The sequence below is a fragment of the Novosphingobium fuchskuhlense genome (assembly GCF_001519075.1).
Lineage (GTDB): Bacteria > Pseudomonadota > Alphaproteobacteria > Sphingomonadales > Sphingomonadaceae > Novosphingobium > Novosphingobium fuchskuhlense.
The window spans coordinates 612198-630816 of sequence record NZ_KQ954245.1; the positions used below are offsets into that span (position 1 = coordinate 612198).

Annotated in this window: 21 protein-coding genes and 2 tRNA genes; 7 read left to right on the forward strand and 16 right to left on the reverse strand. The window is 66.0% G+C overall.

The genetic code is table 11. The features are described 5' to 3' along the window. Window positions 1-71 precede the first annotated feature (71 nt). The 6 genes from AQZ52_RS12655 to efp all read right to left on the reverse strand — a co-directional run bounded on the left by AQZ52_RS12655 (window position 72) and on the right by efp (window position 4182). Window positions 72-491 (reverse strand): iron-sulfur cluster assembly scaffold protein, encoded by a 420-nt coding sequence (locus tag AQZ52_RS12655; RefSeq protein WP_240481620.1) that lies wholly within the window; start codon window positions 489-491, stop codon window positions 72-74. Continuing rightward, the gene (locus AQZ52_RS12660) at window positions 488-1111 is read right to left on the reverse strand and encodes a CvpA family protein (RefSeq protein WP_082697927.1); all 624 of its coding nucleotides are present in this window, start codon (window positions 1109-1111) and stop codon (window positions 488-490) included. The genes AQZ52_RS12655 and AQZ52_RS12660 overlap by 4 nt, the downstream gene beginning before the upstream one ends. Before the next feature lie 12 nt (window positions 1112-1123). Beyond that, the gene (gene radA, locus AQZ52_RS12665) at window positions 1124-2491 is read right to left on the reverse strand and encodes a DNA repair protein RadA (protein ID WP_067911272.1); all 1368 of its coding nucleotides are present in this window, start codon (window positions 2489-2491) and stop codon (window positions 1124-1126) included. Window positions 2492-2668: 177 nt separating this feature from the next. Next, window positions 2669-2752: transfer RNA gene (locus tag AQZ52_RS12670), tRNA-Leu, on the reverse strand. 36 nt (window positions 2753-2788) lie between these two features. Further along, window positions 2789-3613, reverse strand: coding sequence for an inositol monophosphatase family protein (locus AQZ52_RS12675; protein WP_067911274.1), 825 nt, complete (start codon window positions 3611-3613; stop codon window positions 2789-2791). A 5-nt stretch (window positions 3614-3618) separates the two neighbouring features. Continuing rightward, the gene (gene efp / locus AQZ52_RS12680; protein ID WP_067911277.1) at window positions 3619-4182 is read right to left on the reverse strand and encodes an elongation factor P; all 564 of its coding nucleotides are present in this window, start codon (window positions 4180-4182) and stop codon (window positions 3619-3621) included. A gap of 108 nt (window positions 4183-4290) precedes the next feature. Between efp and AQZ52_RS12685 the strand changes: the two genes are divergently transcribed. Beyond that, complete coding sequence (locus tag AQZ52_RS12685) at window positions 4291-4698, forward strand: hypothetical protein (RefSeq protein WP_067911280.1); 408 nt, start codon at window positions 4291-4293, stop codon at window positions 4696-4698. Between the two features lie 5 nt (window positions 4699-4703). Here the strand turns inward: AQZ52_RS12685 and thiE are convergent, their stop codons facing one another. The 6 genes from thiE to tkt all read right to left on the reverse strand — a co-directional run bounded on the left by thiE (window position 4704) and on the right by tkt (window position 11314). After that, a complete protein-coding gene (thiE, locus tag AQZ52_RS12690; protein ID WP_067911282.1) occupies window positions 4704-5333 on the reverse strand; it encodes a thiamine phosphate synthase in 630 nt (209 codons plus the stop codon). A gap of 199 nt (window positions 5334-5532) precedes the next feature. Next, window positions 5533-6429, reverse strand: a complete 897-nt coding sequence (locus AQZ52_RS12695) for a fructose bisphosphate aldolase (protein ID WP_067911285.1) — start codon at window positions 6427-6429, stop codon at window positions 5533-5535. Between the two features lie 105 nt (window positions 6430-6534). Next, window positions 6535-7731 carry a phosphoglycerate kinase gene (locus AQZ52_RS12700; RefSeq protein WP_067911288.1) on the reverse strand — a complete coding sequence of 399 codons (1197 nt, stop codon included), beginning with the start codon at window positions 7729-7731 and terminating at the stop codon, window positions 6535-6537. Next, window positions 7728-8144 (reverse strand): MOSC domain-containing protein, encoded by a 417-nt coding sequence (locus AQZ52_RS12705; RefSeq protein WP_240481621.1) that lies wholly within the window; start codon window positions 8142-8144, stop codon window positions 7728-7730. Before AQZ52_RS12705 ends, AQZ52_RS12700 begins: the two co-directional genes overlap by 4 nt. Before the next feature lie 60 nt (window positions 8145-8204). Next, entirely contained in the window at window positions 8205-9212 is a 1008-nt protein-coding gene (gene gap, locus AQZ52_RS12710) for a type I glyceraldehyde-3-phosphate dehydrogenase (RefSeq protein ID WP_067911294.1), read from the reverse strand. Window positions 9213-9340: 128 nt separating this feature from the next. Beyond that, entirely contained in the window at window positions 9341-11314 is a 1974-nt protein-coding gene (tkt, locus tag AQZ52_RS12715; RefSeq protein WP_067911296.1) for a transketolase, read from the reverse strand. Window positions 11315-11472: 158 nt separating this feature from the next. Between tkt and AQZ52_RS12720 the strand changes: the two genes are divergently transcribed. From AQZ52_RS12720 to AQZ52_RS12745, 6 genes are all read left to right on the forward strand, one after another. Beyond that, window positions 11473-11676, forward strand: coding sequence for a hypothetical protein (locus tag AQZ52_RS12720; RefSeq protein ID WP_067911299.1), 204 nt, complete (start codon window positions 11473-11475; stop codon window positions 11674-11676). Window positions 11677-11695: 19 nt separating this feature from the next. Continuing rightward, a complete protein-coding gene (locus AQZ52_RS12725; protein ID WP_067911302.1) occupies window positions 11696-12016 on the forward strand; it encodes a cell division protein ZapA in 321 nt (106 codons plus the stop codon). Window positions 12017-12243: 227 nt separating this feature from the next. After that, on the forward strand, window positions 12244-12831 hold the full coding sequence (locus AQZ52_RS12730; RefSeq protein WP_067911305.1) for a 5-formyltetrahydrofolate cyclo-ligase: 588 nt from the start codon (window positions 12244-12246) through the stop codon (window positions 12829-12831). 11 nt (window positions 12832-12842) lie between these two features. Further along, a complete protein-coding gene (locus AQZ52_RS12735; RefSeq protein ID WP_067911308.1) occupies window positions 12843-13067 on the forward strand; it encodes a DUF2842 domain-containing protein in 225 nt (74 codons plus the stop codon). Between the two features lie 91 nt (window positions 13068-13158). Beyond that, window positions 13159-13235, forward strand: a tRNA-Asp gene (locus AQZ52_RS12740). A 177-nt stretch (window positions 13236-13412) separates the two neighbouring features. Then, entirely contained in the window at window positions 13413-13889 is a 477-nt protein-coding gene (locus AQZ52_RS12745; protein ID WP_067911311.1) for a hypothetical protein, read from the forward strand. Here the strand turns inward: AQZ52_RS12745 and AQZ52_RS12750 are convergent. From AQZ52_RS12750 to thyA, 4 genes are all read right to left on the reverse strand, one after another. Next, window positions 13886-15157: a dihydrolipoamide acetyltransferase family protein gene (locus tag AQZ52_RS12750; protein ID WP_067911313.1), complete on the reverse strand. Its 1272-nt coding sequence runs from the start codon at window positions 15155-15157 to the stop codon at window positions 13886-13888. The two genes, AQZ52_RS12745 and AQZ52_RS12750, sit on opposite strands and share 4 nt — an antisense overlap. A gap of 4 nt (window positions 15158-15161) precedes the next feature. Continuing rightward, window positions 15162-16220, reverse strand: coding sequence for an alpha-ketoacid dehydrogenase subunit beta (locus AQZ52_RS12755; protein ID WP_067911316.1), 1059 nt, complete (start codon window positions 16218-16220; stop codon window positions 15162-15164). Then, window positions 16196-17479: a 3-methyl-2-oxobutanoate dehydrogenase (2-methylpropanoyl-transferring) subunit alpha gene (locus tag AQZ52_RS12760; RefSeq protein ID WP_067911319.1), complete on the reverse strand. Its 1284-nt coding sequence runs from the start codon at window positions 17477-17479 to the stop codon at window positions 16196-16198. Before AQZ52_RS12760 ends, AQZ52_RS12755 begins: the two co-directional genes overlap by 25 nt. 99 nt (window positions 17480-17578) lie before the next feature. After that, window positions 17579-18541, reverse strand: coding sequence for a thymidylate synthase (thyA, locus tag AQZ52_RS12765; protein WP_067911322.1), 963 nt, complete (start codon window positions 18539-18541; stop codon window positions 17579-17581). Between the last annotated feature and the right edge of the window lie 78 nt (window positions 18542-18619).

The window sequence follows — 18619 nt, forward strand, 5'->3', positions numbered from 1 at the left end:
ATCCCTGATATTCCCTCATCAATGCAAGGAGCGCAGCCCTGCTGCGAGCCGGAGCGGCATGCATCAGCGCCTCAGCCCAGAGCTGCCAGCGCGGCGTCCCATGCCAGCAAGATCGCATCATGCCGTCCGGGATAGCCCAGCGCGGGCTCCACCAGCGCGATCCCGGGCCAATCGGGCATCGGCCCCTCGCCCGCCAGCCATGCTGCCAACGCTCCGCGCGCCGCCGCGATCTCGGTCCTGCTCCGCCCCCTGGCCGCGTTCGCGAAGGCATAGGCGGCGGCCTGCCCGATGGCGCAGGCATGGGCGCGCAGGCCAAGTCCGTCGATCCGCCCCGCCGCGTCGACCGAGAGCCCCAGCATCAGCGTGCTTCCGCAGCGCCGGGAGCGCGCGTCGCCCTTCAGCGGCAGGCCATCATCCCATGCAAAACCGGCAAGCGCCGTCGCCGCGCCGAGGATGTCCGGTGTATAGAGCGTGCGCGCCGGCGCCGTCACTGGCCGTCCGCCGCCTTGCTCAGCCGCCGCTGCAACTCGCGCCGCGCCGCCTTGCGCGCAGCCGCCTTCGCCGCGTTCTTGAGCCCGTCTTCCTGCTCCTGCTGCGCCTGCTTCGCGGCCTTGGCGGCTTCCTCGCGGCGGCCTTCAAGCACCGTCATCAGTTCCTCGCTCGCCGCGTTGAGGAACGGATAGGTCCGCGCCGCGGTGATCCACACCGGCCGCCCGTCCACGCCCCAGACGATGTCATAGCCGAACACCAGCAGCGAGAAGCCGAGGACCATGATGACAAAGCCCTTGATCGCGCCGAACCCGAAGCCGAGCACCCGGTCGATCGGGCCGAGCATCGAGCTCCGGCTCGCACTGCCCAGCGACGACGCGAGCAGCTTTGCGGCAAAGTAGGGCACGATGGTCAGCACGCCGAAGGCCAACACGCCCGCGCCGGTCTCGTTCTTGAGATAGGGCGTCAGCAGCAGCGTCAGCGGCTCATGACCATAGCGCACGGCGAACAGGCCCACGCACCACGCAAGCAGCGAGAGCACTTCCTCGACAAAACCGCGGAAGAACCCCCCGATCGCGCAGACCGCAACGAACAGGAACACAACATAATCGAAGCCGGTCATAAGCCCCCGAAACTAGGAGCCGCCCATCACCCGGTCAACCAGGTTCGGCAGCAAGGTGATCGGCGCATAGGCGATTCCGGCCACTTTCTCCTGCGTTCCGGCAGGGCCGTGTGCCTTGTCGAACCCCAGCTTGGCCGCCTCGCGCAGCCGGATCGAGGCATGCGCCACCGGCCGCACCTCGCCGCTGAGCGAAATCTCCCCGAACCAGGCCGCACCGCCGGACAAGGGCCGGTCCGACAGCGCCGAAATCAGTGCCGCCGCCACCGCCAGATCCGCCGCAGGGTCCGTCAGCCGATACCCGCCCGCAACGTTGAGATAGACTTCGGCGGTCGAGAAATTGAGCCCGCAGCGCGCTTCGAGCACCGCCAGCAGCATCGCGAGCCGCCCACTGTCCCAGCCCACCACCGCGCGGCGCGGCGTTGCGCCGCTCTGCAGCCGCACCGTCAGCGCCTGGATCTCGACCAGCACGGGGCGCGTGCCTTCCAGCGCGGGAAACACCGCGCTCCCCGGCACCGGGTTCTCACGCCCCGAGAGGAACAGCAGCGATGGATTGCCCACTTCCTCCAGACCCGCCCCCGCCATTGCGAAGACGCCGATCTCATCGACCGCGCCGAACCGGTTCTTGAGCGCGCGCAGGATGCGGTACTGGTGGCTGCGCTCCCCTTCGAAGCTCATCACCACATCGACCATGTGCTCCAGCACGCGCGGGCCCGCGATCGTGCCGTCCTTGGTCACGTGCCCGACCAGCACCAGCGCCGTGCCGCTCGCCTTGGCATAGCGGATCAGCTCGAACGCGCAGCCACGCACCTGACTCACCGTTCCCGGCGCGCCCTCGATCTGGTCGGAATACATCGTCTGGATCGAATCGATCACCACCAGCGCCGGCGGATCCATCGTGTTCAACGTGGTGAGGATATCTCGGACGGATGTGGCCGAGGCGAGCATGATCGGCGCCTTCCCCAGCCCGAGCCGGTCCGCGCGCAGCCGGACCTGGTCCGCCGCCTCCTCACCGCTGATATAGACCGCGGCACCACCCGCGCTCGCCACTTTCGCCGCCGCCTGCAGCAGCAGGGTCGATTTGCCGATGCCCGGATCGCCGCCCATCAGGATCGCCGAACCCGGCACCAGCCCGCCGCCCAGTGCCCGGTCGAATTCCGCCAGCCCGGTCTTGCGCCGCTCGGGCAGCTTTACCGGCTGATCGAGCGCGACAAAGGCCACCGGCCGGCCGCCGCTCGACAAGTCATGCTTTGAGGAAAACACCGTCTCAGGCGCATCCTCCTGCAAGGTGCTCCATTCGGAACAATCCGGGCACTGGCCCTGCCAGCGGGGCGAAACCCCTCCGCAGGCCTGGCAGACATATCGGCGTTTGGGCTTGGCCATGGCTGCGAAATAGCGTGAACATAGAGGGAACGCAAGAGCGCTGTCTCTACGCCCGTCTTCGTCATTGCGAGCGTAGCGAAGCAATCCAGAGCGCCGCGCACTGCCGCTCTGGATTGCTTCGTCGCTACGCTCCTCGCAATGACGAGGATTTGCTGCTGGCTGAGAAGGAAGTGAAGTTGGTGCCCCTGGCCAGACTCGAACTGGCACATCTCTCGATAACCGATTTTGAGTCGGTCGCGTCTACCATTCCACCACAGGGGCATTCTTGCGGGGGTTTAACCGCCCCGCCAATGGGCTTCAAGCCGTCTTGATCGCGCCAACCACCAGCTTGTGCAGCTTCGAATGCAGGGCATCGTTGCCGGCCAGCACGGTTTCGTCACAGATCGGCTGCGAACGGCCGCGATAGTCTGAAACGAACCCGCCCGCCTCGCGCACAAGCAGACACCCGGCGGCCGTATCCCACGGCTGCAAGGCGCTTTCCCAGAACCCGTCGAACCGGCCCGCGGCCACCCACGCCAGGTCGAGCGCCGCCGAACCATGCCGCCGGATACCCGCCACGCGCGGGCCGAGCTCATGATAGATCTTCGTCCACTCGCTCATGTCGCCGCGCCCGGCAAAGGGGATACCCGTGGCGATCAGCGCCTCATCCAGATAGCGCCGCGCCGAGACCCGCAGGCGCCGGTCCTGCAGCCACGCGCCCCGGCTCTTCTCAGCCCAGAAGCTCTCGTCGGTGATCGGCTGATAGACGATCCCGGCGGTCACTTCGCCCCAGCCCTTGCCGTCCAGCGTCGGCTCCTGCACCGCGATCGAGATCGCGAAGTGCGGAATGCCGTGGAGGAAGTTGCTGGTGCCATCGAGCGGATCGATGATGAAGCGCGGCTTGCCGGGCTCCCCCTCGATCGTGCCACCTTCTTCGAGCACGAAGCCCCAGCCCGGGCGCGCCGCGCGCAGTTCGTCCCACAGCGTGCGCTCGGCGGCCTGATCGGCCTTCGAAACGAAGTCAGCCGGTCCCTTGCGGCTAACCTGGAGATGCTCGACCTCGCCGAAATCACGGCGCAGCCGCTGGCCGGCCTTGCGGGCCGCCTTCTCCATCACCCGCATCAGGCCGGATATTGCTGACATGCGGCTCAGCCCACCTTGCTGACGTAAGTGCGCTCGTAGACGTCGACGACAATACGCGTCCCGCTGGCGATATGCGGCGGCACCATCACGCGCACGCCGTTGTCGAGGATCGCGGGCTTGTAGCTGGACGAGGCGGTCTGTCCCTTCACAACGGCATCGGCCTCGACGATGGTCGCCTCGACCTGCTCGGGCAGCTGCACGGAAATCGGGCGATCTTCCCACATTTCGAGCAGCACGGTCATGCCGTCCTGCAGGAAGGCCACCGCGTCACCAAGAAGGTCGGCCGGCAGCGTGATCTGGTCGTAGGTTTCCACGTCCATGAAGATCAGGTCATCGCCTTCCTTATAGAGGAACTGGAAGTCCTTCGTATCGAGGCGCACGCGCTCGACCGTGTCGGCGCTGCGGAAGCGCACGTTGGTCTTGCGGCCATCGACAAGGTTCTTCATCTCGACCTGCATGAACGCGCCGCCCTTGCCGGGCTGGGTGTGCTGCGTCTTGGCAACCTTCCAGATGCCCTTTTCGTATTCCAGGATATTGCCCGGACGGATGTCCACGCCGCTGATCTTCATGATGGAAAGAGCCCTAATTGGGATGCACGCCGAAGGCATGCGGGAGCGCGGCCCTTAGCGCCAAGCGGCGATTGCTTCAAGCCGGTGTCGCATGCTAGCGCCAGCGCCATGATCCGCGCCGCGACCATCACCCTGTTCCTTCTCGCCGCCGCACCGGCCATGGCCGCACCGGGCGGAGCGATGTGGACGGTGCCGCAAGGCCGCTGGACCTGCGAACTGCCGGGCGATGCAACGACGCCGCCACTTCCGCAGCCAGACAACAACTTCAGCATCGTGCCCGATTCCAGCTATGTCGTCGGCGGCGTGCGCGGCACCTATCTGCTGCTTGGCAACACCTTCACGATGACCTCCGGCCCTTTTGCTGGCCGCCGCTTTGACAAGGTTGGGCTTTCGCTCATCAAGCTCGGACCGGACGGCAGGCGCGAGGCCCTGCGCTGCGTGCGGGCCGGCGCGGTACGCGATGATGATAGCGCAGGCTATGCCTACAGTGCGGACGGGGCAGCACCGGCCGAGTAGGCCGTTCAGCCTTCTGCCTGCGCGATCGCTGCCACAAGCGCCCTGACGCCTTCGGCTTCATCTCCGCCCCAGACCGCATTGCTGACGGCCAGGAAATCCGCTCCCGCCGCGACCAGCGGCCCGCAGTTTCCTGCCGTGATGCCGCCGATGGCCACGCAGGGCAGTTCGAACAGCCGCGACCACCACTGCAGCAGTTCGGGTTCTGCCACGTGCTTGGTGTCCTTGGTCGCGCTCGGGAAGAATGCGCCAAAGGCGACATAGTCGGCCCCCGCCTCGCCCGCTTCCATCGCGAGGTGGCGGCTGGCGTGGCAGGTCACGCCGATCTGCGCCGCCTTGCCAAGCCGCGCCCGCGCATCGGCGACCGAGCCGTCGTCCTGCCCCAGATGCACCCCGTCCGCGCCAAGCCGCTTGGCCAGCGCGATCGAGTCGTTGACGATGAACGCAACATCGCGGTCCGCGCAGATCCGCTGCAGCGGCTCGGCCAGACGCGCCGCGTCATGCTCGGGCACGTGCTTCACGCGAAACTGGAACGCCGCAACCGGCCCCGCATCAAGCGCGCGGGCAAGCCGGTCAGGGAACGGGCCGCCCACATCGAGCGGCGAGATCAGGTAGAGCTGGGTGGCAAGATCGGACATGCGCGGGCCTTAGCGAGCGATGCGGATCAGAGCAAATGGGGGCCTATAACCGCCCCCGACCGTCCCCACCAAAAGCCTCGTCATTGCGAGGAGCGTAGCGACGAAGCAATCCAGAGCCCGATGCAAAAACGCTCTGGATTGCTTCGCTTCGCTCGCAATGACGAAGGTTCTGGTCAAGACGTCGCGGTGCGCTGTGCCCTCAGGCCGTCTTCACCGTCGAACCGCGATGGATCTCGTCGATTGCCGCGCCAAGCGAGGCGTCGAACTCGGCATCCGACATCTGCGCGCGCAGATCTTCCAGCAGCGCGCGGCTGAAGCTGGCGATGATGCCGTTGTTCTTCGCAAGCTCGACGCAGGCTTCCGGCCGCTTGTACCCACCCGAAAGCGCCACAACGCGCAGCACGCGCGGATGCGCCACCAGAGGATCGAACGTGCCTGGCACCACCGGAAGCGAGAGCTTGAGCATGACCTCTTCGCCCTCGGCGAGCGTATCGAGGTGCTTGAGCGTCTCTTCGAGCAGGATCGCGTCGCACTTCGCGCGCGTCTCGCTCTTGATGTTCACTTCGGGCTCGATGATCGGCATCATGCCATGCGAAAGCACCTGACGACCGACCTCGAACTGCTGCGCAACCACGGCGGCAATGCCCTCGCGGTTGGCCGAGTTGATCACCGAGCGCTCTTTCGTGCCGAACACGCCGAGCGCCTTGGAACGCGCCAGCAGCGCGTCCAGCGTCGGCATCGGCTTCATCAGTTGCACGCCGTTCGCCTCGTCCTCGAGGCCCTTGTCGATCTTGATGAACGGCACCACGCCCTTGGCAATCAGCGCGGCGGGCACCGGCGTGCCGTCAACATCGCCGTCCATCGTGCGTTCGAACAGGATCGCGCCGATCACCTTCTCCCCGGTAAACGCCGCCGAGCGGATGATCCGAGCGCGCATGGCGTGGATCAGGCCGAACATTTCCTCGTCGTTGCTCCAGGCACCGGCTTCGATGCCATAGCCGGCCAGCGCCTTGGGCGTGGACCCGCCGCTCTGGTCCAATGCCGCGATAAATCCCTGTCCAGCAGCGATCTTGGACTTCATCTCGGCATAGTTCATGGCAGGTCTCTCACGGCTCGTGCATTCGTATGCGCGGCCCCATAAAGCGGTTCCTTCCGCACTGCAATATAGCGGCACCGCCTTGGCGCGTTTTATTCGGTCGGGTTACCCCTCGAGCGCGGCCACACCCGGAAGCACCCGGCCTTCCATCCATTCGAGGAAGGCCCCGCCCGCGGTCGAAACATACGAGAAATCGCCCGCCACACCGGCATGGCTCAGCGCCGCCACGGTATCGCCGCCGCCAGCCACGGAAACCAGCGAACCCTCGCGGGTCAGCGCCGCCGCGGTGCGCGCCAGCGCCACCGTAGCAGTGTCGAAAGGAGGCGTCTCGAACGCGCCCATCGGCCCGTTCCAGACCAGAGTCCGGCAGACCTTGAGCACGTCGGCCAGTGCCTCGGTCGCGGCGGGCCCCACGTCGAGGATCATCTCGTCGGCGGCCACTTCATGCACGTTGCAGGTGCGCAAGGAGGGCGGATTGGCAGCGAATTCCTTCGAGACCACCACGTCATAGGGCAGATGCACCGTGCAGCCCGAAGCGTCCGCCGCATCGAGGATCGCCTCGGCGGTCGGTGCCAGATCATGCTCGCACAGCGACTTGCCGACATCGACCCCGCGCGCGGCAAGGAACGTGTTGGCCATGCCGCCGCCGATGATCAGGTGATCCACCTTGCCCACCAGATGCTTCAGCACATCGAGCTTGGAGGAAACCTTGGCCCCGCCGACCACGGCCGCCACAGGCCGCTCCGGCTCTCCCAGCGCCTTGCCCAGCGCTTCCAGTTCCGCTTGCATCGAGCGGCCCGCATAGGCCGGCAGCACGTGCGCCAGCCCCTCGGTCGTCGCGTGCGCGCGGTGCGCGGCGGAAAAGGCGTCATTCACATAGATGTCGGCGTTCGCGGCAATCGCCTTGACCAGTTCGGGATCGTTCTTTTCCTCGCCCTTCCAGAACCGTGTGTTTTCAAGGCAGGCAATGCCGCCCTCGGGCAGGATGCCGACGACCTGCTGCACCACCGGCCCGGCGATTTCGGAAACGAACATCACCTCGCGGCCCAGCACCTGCTCGACCGCGCCGATCACCATGCTCAGCGACTGGGTGGAAACCCGCTCGCCCTTGGGCCGGCCGAAGTGCGCGAGCAGCAGCACCTTGGCGCCCTTGTCGGCGAGTTCGAGGATCGTCGGCTTGGCGGCCTGGACGCGGGTATCGTCGGTCACCGCACCGTCCTGCATGGGCAGGTTGAGGTCGACCCGCACCAGCACGACCTTGCCGCGCACGTCACCGATCTGGTCCAGCGTCTTGAAGCTCATTTCTCGATCCTCACTTCATCGCCCAGGGCAATTTCGCCCTCGCTGATCACGCGCCCGCAAACCCCGCCGCGCCAGTCTGGCGTCAGCGCCAGACGCAGGCCGTCGCGCAAGGCGTCCATCCGGCTGCACGGATCGCATTCGCAGCGAACCTCGATGCGCAGGCTCTGGCCGATCGCGATCACCTTGCCCGGCTCGCGCGGCAGGCGTATCCCCGAAACCAGCAGGTTGGCCCGCCGGTCGGACCAGGCAAGGCCGTCCGCCGCACTGCCAAGTTCATCCAAAGCCGCAGCCCAGCTCTCGGCCTCGATCACGGTGATCTGCCGGTTGCCCTTCTTGCCTTCGGGCACCTTGCCCCGGCAATCTCCTTCGAGCCCCTTGTCAGGGGTGACGAGGGCGCGGTCCAGCGTCTCCATCGGCCCGCGGGACACCTTGTGCCGGGCAATCCCGTCAAGCCGTCCCGCGGGTCCCATGGCTCAGAGCAGCCCGCCCATCACGCCGGCCGTATCGACCATGCGGTTGGAGAAGCCCCACTCGTTGTCGTACCACGACAGCACGCGCACCAGCTTACCGTCGATCACGGCCGTTTCCAAGCTGTCGATGGTCGAGCTGTGCGAATCGTGGTTGTAGTCGATCGAGACCAGCGGCTCGTCGCTGAAGCCCAGCACGCCCTTGAGCGCGCCTTCCGACGCGGCCTTGAGCAGTGCGTTGACTTCTTCCTTGGTCGTGTCGCGCGCGGGCTGGAAGGTCAGGTCCACCACCGAAACGTTGGGCGTCGGCACGCGGATGGCGGAGCCGTCGAGCTTGCCCTTCAGTTCCGGCAGCACTTCACCCACCGCGCGGGCCGCGCCCGTCGTGGTCGGGATCATGCTCATCGCCGCCGCACGCGCGCGGCGCGGATCGTCGTGGATCTGGTCGAGGATCTTCTGGTCGTTGGTATAGGCATGCACCGTGGTCATCAGCCCGCGCACGATGCCGATCTCGTCGTTCAGCACCTTGGCGAACGGCGCGAGGCAGTTGGTGGTGCACGAAGCGTTCGAGACGATGGTGTGCTCGGCCGTCAGCTTGTCGTGGTTCACGCCGTAGACGACGGTGAGGTCCACGTTCTTCCCCGGCGCCGAGATCAGCACCTTCTTCGCGCCCGCCGCAATGTGCTTCGCGCACGATCCGCGGTCGGTGAAGAAGCCGGTGCATTCCAGCACGATATCAATGCCCTGCGCGCCATGCGGCAGGTTTGCGGGGTCGCGCTCGGCGGTCACCGCGATGCGCTTGCCGTTGATGACGAGATCGCTGCCATTGACTTCGACCGTGCCCGAAAACGCGCCATGCACGCTGTCGCGCTTGAACAGCAGTGCATTGGCCTTGGCGCTGGCGAGGTCGTTGATCGAAACCAGCTCCAGTCCGCAGTCCGGCCGCTCCAGAATGGCGCGCGCCACATTGCGCCCGATGCGCCCGAACCCGTTGATCGCAACCTTGGTCGCCATTGTAGAACTCCTTCCTAGCTGTCCGTTATCACCCTCGCCTTTGCGAGGAGCGAGGCAACGAAGTAATCCAGAGCGTCACGCTGCTCCGCCTCGAATTGCTGTGCGCCCCGCCCGCGCAGACGAAGAACTTACGAAAGCCGCGCCAGAACGCGCGGCAGGATCTTCTCGGCGGTCAGGCCGAAGTGGTCGTAGAGCTTGTCGATCGGTGCCGAAGCCCCGAAGCTGTCGATGCCGATGATGAGGCCGTCACCGACATACTTCTGCCAGCCCAGCGTCACCCCCGCCTCGATCGAAACCTTGAGCACACCTTCCGGCAGCAGATCGGCGCGGTAGGCTGCGTCCTGCTCGTCGAACAGTTCCCAGCACGGGAACGAGACGACATCCGCCCCGATCCCCTGTGCCTCGAGCCCGGCGGCAACGTCCTGCGCGATAGCCACTTCCGAGCCCGTCGCCAAAACCACGACCTCGCGCGGGGCCTTGGCGGCGAGCAGGCGGTAGGCGCCCTTCGCGCTCTTCATCTCGGCATCGCAGCGTAGCGGCGGCAGGTTCTGCCGGGTCAATGCCAGCACCGAAGGCCGGTGCGCGTTGGCAAGCGCGAGGTTCCACGCCTCCGCCGTCTCTATCGCGTCCGCCGGGCGGAACACCAGCAGGTTCGGGATCATGCGCAAGCTCATCACATGCTCGATCGGCTGGTGCGTCGGGCCGTCCTCGCCAAGGCCGATGGAATCGTGCGTGAACACATAGATCGCGCGCACATGCTGCAGTGCCGACATACGCACCGCGTTGCGGCAGTAGTCGGAGAAGACGAGGAACGTACCACCGTAGGGGATCACGCCGCCGTGCAGCGCCATGCCGTTCATCGCCGCCGCCATGCCGAACTCGCGGATGCCGTAATAGACATAGCGCCCGCCGTAGCTGCCCTTGGTCAGCGGACCGGTTGCCTTGGTCTTGGTGTTGTTCGAACCTGTCAGGTCTGCCGAGCCGCCGACCATCTCGGGAACAGCCGCCGTCAGGGCTTCCAGCGCCATCTCGCTCGATTTGCGGGTGGCAACCTTGGGCGGATTGGCGACGAGGCTGGCGAGGTAGGCATCCATGGCCTCGGCCGTACCCGAGGGCAATTCGCCGGCCATGCGCCGCGCCAGTTCCGCGCCTTGCGGATGGGCGGCGGCGCGGGCTTCCCACGCAGCGCTCAGCGCAGCGCCCTTGGCACCGGCAGCGCGCCAGTCCGCCAGAATATCCGCCGGCACCTCGAAGGGCGCAGCCGTCCAGCCCAGATAGTCGCGCGCGGCCTCGATCTCGCTCTTGCCGAGCGGCGAGCCGTGGACATTGTGCCCGCCCTGCTTGTTCGGCGCGCCCTTGCCGATCACCGTCTTGCACGAGACCAGCGACGGCCGCGGGTCCGCTTCCGCTTCGGCCAGCGCGCGGGCGATATCGGCAAAGTCGTGCCCGTCGCAGCTCGCGGTGTGCCATCCGCTCGCGGCATAGCGCGCCAGGATGTCTTCCGTGGTCGAAAGCGAGGTATCGCCGTCGATGGTGATCTTGTTGTCGTCCCACAGCACATTGAGCCGGCCAAGGCCCAGCGTGCCCGCAAGCCCGACCGCTTCGTGGTTGATGCCTTCCATCAGACACCCGTCACCCGCGATCACCCAGGTCTTGTGATCAACCAGCGCGTCCCCGAAAGTCGCGTTGAGGTGGCGCTCGGCAATCGCCATGCCTACCGCCATCGCAAGGCCCTGCCCCAGCGGCCCGGTGGTGCATTCGACGCCTTCCAGCATGTCGTTTTCGGGATGCCCGGCGCAGGGGCTGCCCAGTTGGCGGAAATTCCGGATGTCATCCATCGTCGGTGCGGCATAGCCCGTGAGGTGCAGCAGCGCGTAGATCAGCATCGAGCCGTGGCCGGCCGAGAGCACGAAGCGGTCGCGATCGGCCCACTTGGGGGCGGCGGGATCGTACTTGAGAAACTGCGTGAACAGCACGGTCGCCACGTCGGCCATGCCCATCGGCATGCCGGGATGACCGGAGTTGGCAGCCTCGACCGCATCCATCGCGAGCGCCCGGATTGCGTTTGCCATCGGCGTCAGCGCGGCCTGATCCCGTTCCATCGACATTCCTGTGCCTTCACTCCTGCGGCAAAGGCCGCAACTACCGCCGATTCGGCAGCGGGCTCTCTTTGGGAGCGGCACCCCGTAGCGTCAAGGTTGGGGAAAGCAGGCCTCATCCCGGCTTGCGAGGCTAGGCAATTGTGCTAGCGACATGCTTCATGACGACCGACGCGCAGGAAACCCCGCTCGATGCGGCGCTCGACAGGATCGAGCAGGCGATTGCCCGGCTCGAGGCTGCCGTCGCCGCTGCTCCCGCTCCGGCCGAAGTGGCCGAACTGCGCAGCCGACACCGCAAGCTCAAGGAACGGGTGAGCCAGGAAATCCAGCAGCTCGACCTGCTGCTGGCCAATCTCCCGCAATGATCCGGACGGGACGCAGCGCATGACCAACGTGAACCTGACGATCGGCGGCCGTCCCTACACCGTCTCCGCACCGGACGGCGAGGAATCGCATATCGAGATGCTGGGCCGCATGGTCGGCGAGCGGGTCGCTCAAGGCGGCGGCGGCCCGGCGCAAAGCGAGACGCGCATGCTCCTGTTTGCCGCCCTGATGCTGGCCGACGAACTGCACGAGCTCCACCGCCAGATGCCCCCGCCCCGGGAGGAAGCGCCGGAACCGGCCGCCGACGTCCTGGCGCGGATCGAAAGCCTCGCCGCCCGCGTCGAGAAGCTCGCCGCGCATCTTGAGGAACCGGCTACTTGAGAAAGCCGTGCGTGTTCCCTAGATAGGGATCGACGGGTACTGCCCGGCACGTGCCACATGAAATCCCTGAGGCTATAAGCAAATCCTTGGGGGCTGTCCCTGCCCGGGCCCTGGCCCCGGTATATGGTCCCCACCTGACGTGAACGCGTCAGAGGATTCTCCTGGAAACGACCCATGGTGGTCCCGTCACCCCCGGCACGCGGCCTCTACCAGAAGCGAGAGCGAAGATGAGCGCAGAACCCGCGGCCGCCAAGGCCGCCCTGCGAAAGGCCTTGCGCAAGGCACGGCGCGAACATGTCGCCGCACTCGATCCGCGCGTGAAAGCCCTGCTGTTCAAGCGACCGCCCGCCGCGCTCGGCGCGATGGTTCCGCCCGGTGCCATCGTCGGGCTCTACGCCGCCATCGGCGAGGAAGCCCCCACGGGCGCCTATGCACGGCATTTCCATGAAGCCGGCCACAAGGTCGCGATGCCATGGTTCGCCGCCCGCGAAGAGCCGATGGCGTTCCGCCACTGGGCTTCCCCGCATCTTGATGGCCTGATGGAACCCGGCCCCTATGGCGCGCCGCAGCCCTTCGCCGATGCCGCTGCGCTGGAGCCGGACGTGCTCTTCGTTCCCCTTGTCGGCTTCACCGCCTCCGGCATGCGCCTGGGGCAAGGTGGCGGTCATTATGATCGCTGGCTGGAAAAGTACCCGAACGTCCCGGCCATCGGCCTCGCGTGGGACAGCCAGCTCGCCGAAGACCTGCCCACCGAGGCGCATGACAGGCCGCTTGCCGCGGTGGTAACGCCCACGCGGCTATACGGCCCCTTCTGAACGGACGCACGATGGACGAACCTGAAACCTACAAGCCGACCTGGCGCAAACCGTTCGGCATCCTCGCGCTGATCCTCGCCCTGTTCGGCTATGCGCTGATCGTGGCGGGGCTTTCCGGCCCCATTGGCAAGATGCCGGTCATCGCGCAGATGCTGGTCTATGTGATTCTCGGCACCGTCTGGCTTCTACCACTGCGGCGCTTCCTGATCTGGATGGAAACCGGCCGCTGGGGTTGATTTAAAACGATTTTCCGGAAAACCAAAAATAGCCGTTCAAGGGCGTTGACAGCCTGCAACTCCTCCCATAAATGCGGCGCTCCCAAGGCGAGCGGGTGTAGCTCAGTTGGTTAGAGTATCGGCCTGTCACGCCGAGGGTCGCGGGTTCAAGTCCCGTCACTCGCGCCATTGGGAAATCGGTCAGGGAACCGAAATCGATCAAGGCACCCTCGGGTGCCTTTTTCTTTGCCAGTCTGTCATGCGCGGCGGCGGGCTGCGCAAAACCCTTCATTAACCAAATTTTATAGGCCTCCATGCCAAACCCTCCGAAACGGCGCAGGGCGCGCCGAGGGGGTTCTTGAAGTCATGTACAAGGCGGTCCTTCCCGCGATGATCGTCGTCGGCGCCACGAGCGCGGCGCTGATGCCCGGAGCGGCCCATGCCGCCGCGGGCATGCAATTTGCGAGCGACGTGTTCGTCGAACGCTTCCAGCCCGCACCCGGCGGCCGCACCGCGCGCATTCTCGAACGCGCGGACCAGCTCCGCCCCGGCGACAGGGTGATCTTCGTGGTCAACTGGTCGGGCCGCAAAGATGGTGGCTTCACCGTCACCAATCCGCTGCCCCGCACCATCGCCTTCGCCGGCGCCACTGATGAAACGCAGGAAGTCTCGGTCGATGGCGGCCGCACCTGGGGCGCGCTCGAAGCCCTCACCGTGCACGATGCCGCAGGACGCGCCCGCCCTGCCCATGCCGAGGACGTCACGCACCTGCGCTGGCGCATCCCCGCCCCGCAAGCGCTTGCTGGCGCCGGCCAGATGACCTGGCGCGGCGTGGTGCGCTAATCCGCCAGCAGTAGCACCGGCATCTCGATCAGCCGCTTCAGCGACTGCACGAAGCTCGCCGCATCCCAGCCATCGACCACGCGGTGATCGCAGCTGATCGAGATGTTCATCAGCTTGCGTTTGGCCACGCGCTCGCCGCCCATACCATCGGGCACGAACATCGGCCGCTCGACAATTCGGTTGGGGCCGATGATCGCGACTTCCGGCCGGTTGATGACGGGCGTCGTCGCCACCCCGCCCAGCGCGCCCAATGACGTCACCGTGATCGTCGAGCCCGAAAGCTCGGCAGGGGTCGCTGTCCCTCTGCGCGCCGCTTCGGCAAGCCGTGCGATCTCATTGGCCAGCTGCCACAGGTTCCTGTCCTGCGCATCGCGGATCACCGGCACCATCAGCCCGCCGGGCGTCTGCGTCGCCATGCCCAGATGCACTGCGCCATGCCGCATGACCACGCCCGCCTCATCGTCATAGCGCGCGTTGAGCATCGGGAAATCGGGCAGCGTCTTGCAGATGGCCGTGATCAGCAGCGGCAGCATCGTCAGCTTGGGCTTAGCCTCCCGCGCCGCGTTGAGCTGCGCGCGCATATCCTCGAGCGCGGTGACGTCGCATTCCTCCACATAGGTGAAATGCGGAATATGCCGCTTCGCCGCCGCCATGTTCTCGGCAATCCGGCGCCTGAGCCCGATAACCTTGACCGCCTCGTCCTTGCGCGCCGCGCCTGCCGGCCGATACCCGCCGCCCGCATTGTAGGCGAGGAACTGGTCCAGATCAGCATGGCGCACACGGCCTTCTTCCGAAGGCTTCACCTCGGCCAGATCAATCCCCAGCGCCTCGGCCCGCGCCCGAACGGCAGGGCTGGCGAGAACCTTGGCCGCATGAACAAACGGCGCTGGCTCTTCGGACTTCCCTTCAATCGGCGCAGGCGCTGTCTCGGCGACCGGAACCACATCCACCACCCCATCGGCATGCGCGGAGCCTGCCGAAGGACCTGACGCCACCTCGGCAGCAGCAGCATCCGCGCCCACATCCCCCTCGGTCTCGATCACCACCAGGGGCGATCCGATCGCGATCACGTCGCCCACATCGCCCGCAATCGCAATGATCCGACCCGAAACCGGGCTTTCCATCTCGACCGTCGCCTTGTCGGTCATCAGATCGGCCACCCGGCCATCCTCGGTCACCATATCGCCTACAGCCACATGCCAGGCGACAATCTCGGCCTCGGCGATCCCTTCGCCGATATCGGGCAGGCGGAACGTGAAAGTACCCATCGCGTCAGGCTTTCAGCAAACGGTCGACAGCCTCGCCAATGCGGACCGGACCGGGAAAATACGCCCATTCAAGGCTGTGCGGATAAGGGGTGTCGAAGCCCGTCACCCGCTCGATCGGGGCTTCAAGGCTATAGAAACAGCGCTCCTGCACCAGCGCCGAAAGCTCCGCACCAAACCCGCCCGTGCGCGTCGCCTCGTGGACGATCAGGCACTTGCCGGTCTTCTCCACCGAAGCCTTGATCGTCTCGATATCGAGCGGCACCAGCGTGCGCAGATCGATGATCTCGGCATCGACGCCCTTTTCGGCCAGCACAGCCTCGGCGACATGGACCATCGTGCCATAGGCGAGCACGGTCATCGCCTCGCCGCCCCGCACCACCCGCGCCTTGCCGAGCGGGATGCGGTAGTAGCCTTCCGGCACCGCGCCCCCCGCATGCCGCGCCCAGGGCTCCACCGGCCGGTCGTAATAGCCATTGAACGGCCCGTTGTAGATGCGCTTGGGCTCGAAGAAGATCACCGGATCGTTGTCTTCGATCGCCGCGATCAGCAGCCCCTTGGCATCGTGCGGCGTGCTCGGGATCACCGTCTTGAGGCCCGCGACATGGGTAAACAGCGCCTCCGGGCTCTGGCTATGCGTCTGCCCGCCGAAGATGCCGCCGCCAAACGGCGAGCGCACCGTGATCGGCGCGGTAAACTCCCCCGCCGAACGATAGCGCAGCCGCGCCGCCTCGGAGACGAGCTGGTCGAGCCCCGGATAGATATAGTCGGCAAACTGGATTTCCGGCACCGGGCGCAGGCCATAGGCGCCCATCCCCACCGCCACGCCGATGATCCCGCATTCGCTGATCGGCGTATCGAACACGCGGGTGCGGCCATACTTCTTCTGCAGCCCCGCCGTCGCGCGGAACACACCGCCGAAATAGCCGACATCCTCGCCCATCACGACGATGCTGTCATCGCGCGCCATCATCACGTCGAGCGCGTCGTTGATCGCCTCAATCATGTTGAGCTTTTTCATGGACGGAGTGTCGCTCACGCTCAGTCCTCCTTCCACTCGGGCCATTTGATCCGCCGCTCGCGGATCGCCTGTTCGCTCTGTTCCTTGAGATGCCAGGGCAGTTCCTCGAACACGTCCTCGAACAGCGTGCGGAACGGATGGTGCAGGCCATGGCCCAGCACGCCATTGGCCTCGGCCGCCTTGGCTGCGGCCTTGACCTGCTCGGCCAGCTCCAGATCCATCGCCGCGTGGGCCTCGCCTGTCCACTCGCCCAGCGCCTCGAGATGGGCCGCAAGCCGCGCGACGGGATCACCCAGCGGCCACTCGCTGCGCTCCTGCACCGAGCGGTACTGTCCCGGATCGTCGGAGGTCGAATGCCCTTCCGCACGGTAGGTGAAATGCTCGATCAAGGTCGGCCCGCCGTTCGCCCGCGCCCGGTTCGCTGCCCAGCGCGTTGCGGCATAGACCGCCAGCGGATCGTTGCCATCGACCCTGAGCCCGGCAATACCATACCCGATGGCCCGCGCCGCAAAGGTCGTCCGTTCCGCACCCGCAAAGCCTGAAAAACTCGAAATCGCCCACTGGTTGTTGACGACGTTGAACACCACCGGTGCATTGTAGACTGCCGCAAACGTCATCGCCGAATGGAAGTCGCCCTCCGCGGTCGAGCCTTCGCCCAGCCACGCCGCAGCAATGCGGGTATCACCCTTGATCGCGCTCGCCATCGCCCAGCCCACCGCCTGCGGGTATTGCGTCGCGAGGTTGCCCGAGATCGAGAAGAACGAGGCTTCCTTCGCCGAATACATGATCGGCAGTTGCCGCCCCTTCAGCTTGTCCGCCTTGTTCGAATAGATCTGGTTGATCATGTCGACCATCGGATAGCCGCGCGCGATCAGGATGCCCTGCTGGCGATAGCTCGGAAACACCATGTCATCGCTGGCAAGCGCCATGGCCGGGGCAATCGAGGTCGCCTCCTCGCCGGTGCACTTCATGTAGAAGCTGGTCTTGCCCTGCCGCTGCCCGCGGTACATCCGGTCGTCGAACGCGCGGGTCAGCGCCATCAGTCGCAGCATCCGCCGAAGGCTTTCCGGATCGAGCTTCGGATCCCATGGCCCCACCGCCTTGTGGTCCTCGCCCAGCACACGCACCAGATCGAGGCACAGGCCATGCGTCTCGCTCGCCGCGCAGCCTTCATCCGGCCGCGGCTGAACGCCCGCCGGCGGGATCACCAGATGGCTGTAATCCACCGCATCGCCGGGGCGAAAGCGCGGCTCGGGCACATGCAACTGCAGCGGCGGAAGATTGCTGCGCGAGGGGTCGGTCATGCGAAGGACGCCAGCATCGGACACTCCCGGCGCCTCCCTTGGGGGAGACGCATTATTAGCTCATCGCATAATAATATTACAACACACTTTACGAGTCAATCAAACGGCAACGGGTGCGGAAATCGCGGGCTGCGGGGCATAATCGCGCACCTCGAAGTCCTCGATCCGATAGTCGAAGATGCTCTCCGGCCGGCTCAGGATCGCCAGTTTCGGGCTCCCCTCGGGCGTCCTTGCCAGCTGTGCTTCGACGAGATCTGCATGGTTGAGATAGAGATGTGTATCCCCCCCCATCCACACCAGCTCGCCGGGTTCCAGATCGCACTGCTGCGCAAGCATCCGGATAAACAGCGCCCCACCCCACAGGTTGAAGGGCAGCCCCAGCGCCACGTCGCAGCTGCGCTGATAGAGCAGCCCCGATAGCTTCCCGTCCGCGACGTGGAACTGATAGGTCTTGTGGCAGGGCGGCAGCGCCATCTGCCCCAGCTCCGCCACGTTCCACCCTTCGACGATGTGCCGCCGGCTTCCAGGGTTCTTCCTCAGGCTCTCGACCACCTCGGCCACTTGGTTGACTCCCTGCGCAGCCCGCGCAAACAGTCCGTCTCCCGCCGGCTCATAAACCGGCCAGTCCGTCCACTGCTTCCCGTAGACCGGCCCCAGATCGCCCCAGGCTTCGGCAAAGTCGCCGTCCGCCACTATCCGCGCCGAAAAGTCTGCGCGGCTGATCGGGTCCCCGGTCTCGCGCCGATAGCGGTCGAGCGGCCAGTCGGTCCAGATCTCCACCCCTTGCGCGCACAGTTCGCGGATATTGGTGCGTCCGGTCAGGAACCACAGGAACTCGCGCGTCGCTGTCTTCCAGTAGACGCGTTTGGTCGTCAGCAGCGGCATCGCGCCATCCGCCAGATCGAAGCGCAATTGCGCGCCGAACACGCTGCGCGTTCCCACGCCCGTGCGGTCCACACGCTCGTCGCCGTGCGTCCAGATCCGGCGCATGAGGTCCAGATATTGCTGTTCGGGATGCGCTTGCTGCGCCGGGACTCGCGATGGGGAAGCGGCTGTGGCCATTCGCTCTGTCTAGCCTTCTCCGGCTGGACTGACCAGCGCCCGGAATACGCAGTTAACCTTAAGCCCACCCTTCCAGCG

Excerpts from the sequence above, each read along its gene's own strand:
- AQZ52_RS12700 (WP_067911288.1), bottom strand. The coding sequence starts at position 7,731 with ATGAGCTTCAAGACGCTGGACCAGATCGGTGACGTGCGCGGCAAGGTC.
- AQZ52_RS12745 (WP_067911311.1), top strand. The coding sequence starts at position 13,413 with ATGTACAAGGCGGTCCTTCCCGCGATGATCGTCGTCGGCGCCACGAGC.
- AQZ52_RS12685 (WP_067911280.1), top strand. The coding sequence starts at position 4,291 with ATGATCCGCGCCGCGACCATCACCCTGTTCCTTCTCGCCGCCGCACCG.
- efp (WP_067911277.1), bottom strand. The coding sequence starts at position 4,182 with ATGAAGATCAGCGGCGTGGACATCCGTCCGGGCAATATCCTGGAATAC.
- radA (WP_067911272.1), bottom strand. The coding sequence starts at position 2,491 with ATGGCCAAGCCCAAACGCCGATATGTCTGCCAGGCCTGCGGAGGGGTT.
- AQZ52_RS12725 (WP_067911302.1), top strand. The coding sequence starts at position 11,696 with ATGACCAACGTGAACCTGACGATCGGCGGCCGTCCCTACACCGTCTCC.
- AQZ52_RS12755 (WP_067911316.1), bottom strand. The coding sequence starts at position 16,220 with ATGGCCCGAGTGGAAGGAGGACTGAGCGTGAGCGACACTCCGTCCATG.
- AQZ52_RS12735 (WP_067911308.1), top strand. The coding sequence starts at position 12,843 with ATGGACGAACCTGAAACCTACAAGCCGACCTGGCGCAAACCGTTCGGC.
- AQZ52_RS12660 (WP_082697927.1), bottom strand. The coding sequence starts at position 1,111 with ATGACCGGCTTCGATTATGTTGTGTTCCTGTTCGTTGCGGTCTGCGCG.
- AQZ52_RS12675 (WP_067911274.1), bottom strand. The coding sequence starts at position 3,613 with ATGTCAGCAATATCCGGCCTGATGCGGGTGATGGAGAAGGCGGCCCGC.
- gap (WP_067911294.1), bottom strand. The coding sequence starts at position 9,212 with ATGGCGACCAAGGTTGCGATCAACGGGTTCGGGCGCATCGGGCGCAAT.
- AQZ52_RS12695 (WP_067911285.1), bottom strand. The coding sequence starts at position 6,429 with ATGAACTATGCCGAGATGAAGTCCAAGATCGCTGCTGGACAGGGATTT.
- AQZ52_RS12750 (WP_067911313.1), bottom strand. The coding sequence starts at position 15,157 with ATGGGTACTTTCACGTTCCGCCTGCCCGATATCGGCGAAGGGATCGCC.
- AQZ52_RS12705 (WP_240481621.1), bottom strand. The coding sequence starts at position 8,144 with ATGGAGACGCTGGACCGCGCCCTCGTCACCCCTGACAAGGGGCTCGAA.
- AQZ52_RS12760 (WP_067911319.1), bottom strand. The coding sequence starts at position 17,479 with ATGACCGACCCCTCGCGCAGCAATCTTCCGCCGCTGCAGTTGCATGTG.
- AQZ52_RS12720 (WP_067911299.1), top strand. The coding sequence starts at position 11,473 with ATGACGACCGACGCGCAGGAAACCCCGCTCGATGCGGCGCTCGACAGG.
- thiE (WP_067911282.1), bottom strand. The coding sequence starts at position 5,333 with ATGTCCGATCTTGCCACCCAGCTCTACCTGATCTCGCCGCTCGATGTG.
- thyA (WP_067911322.1), bottom strand. The coding sequence starts at position 18,541 with ATGGCCACAGCCGCTTCCCCATCGCGAGTCCCGGCGCAGCAAGCGCAT.
- tkt (WP_067911296.1), bottom strand. The coding sequence starts at position 11,314 with ATGGAACGGGATCAGGCCGCGCTGACGCCGATGGCAAACGCAATCCGG.
- AQZ52_RS12730 (WP_067911305.1), top strand. The coding sequence starts at position 12,244 with ATGAGCGCAGAACCCGCGGCCGCCAAGGCCGCCCTGCGAAAGGCCTTG.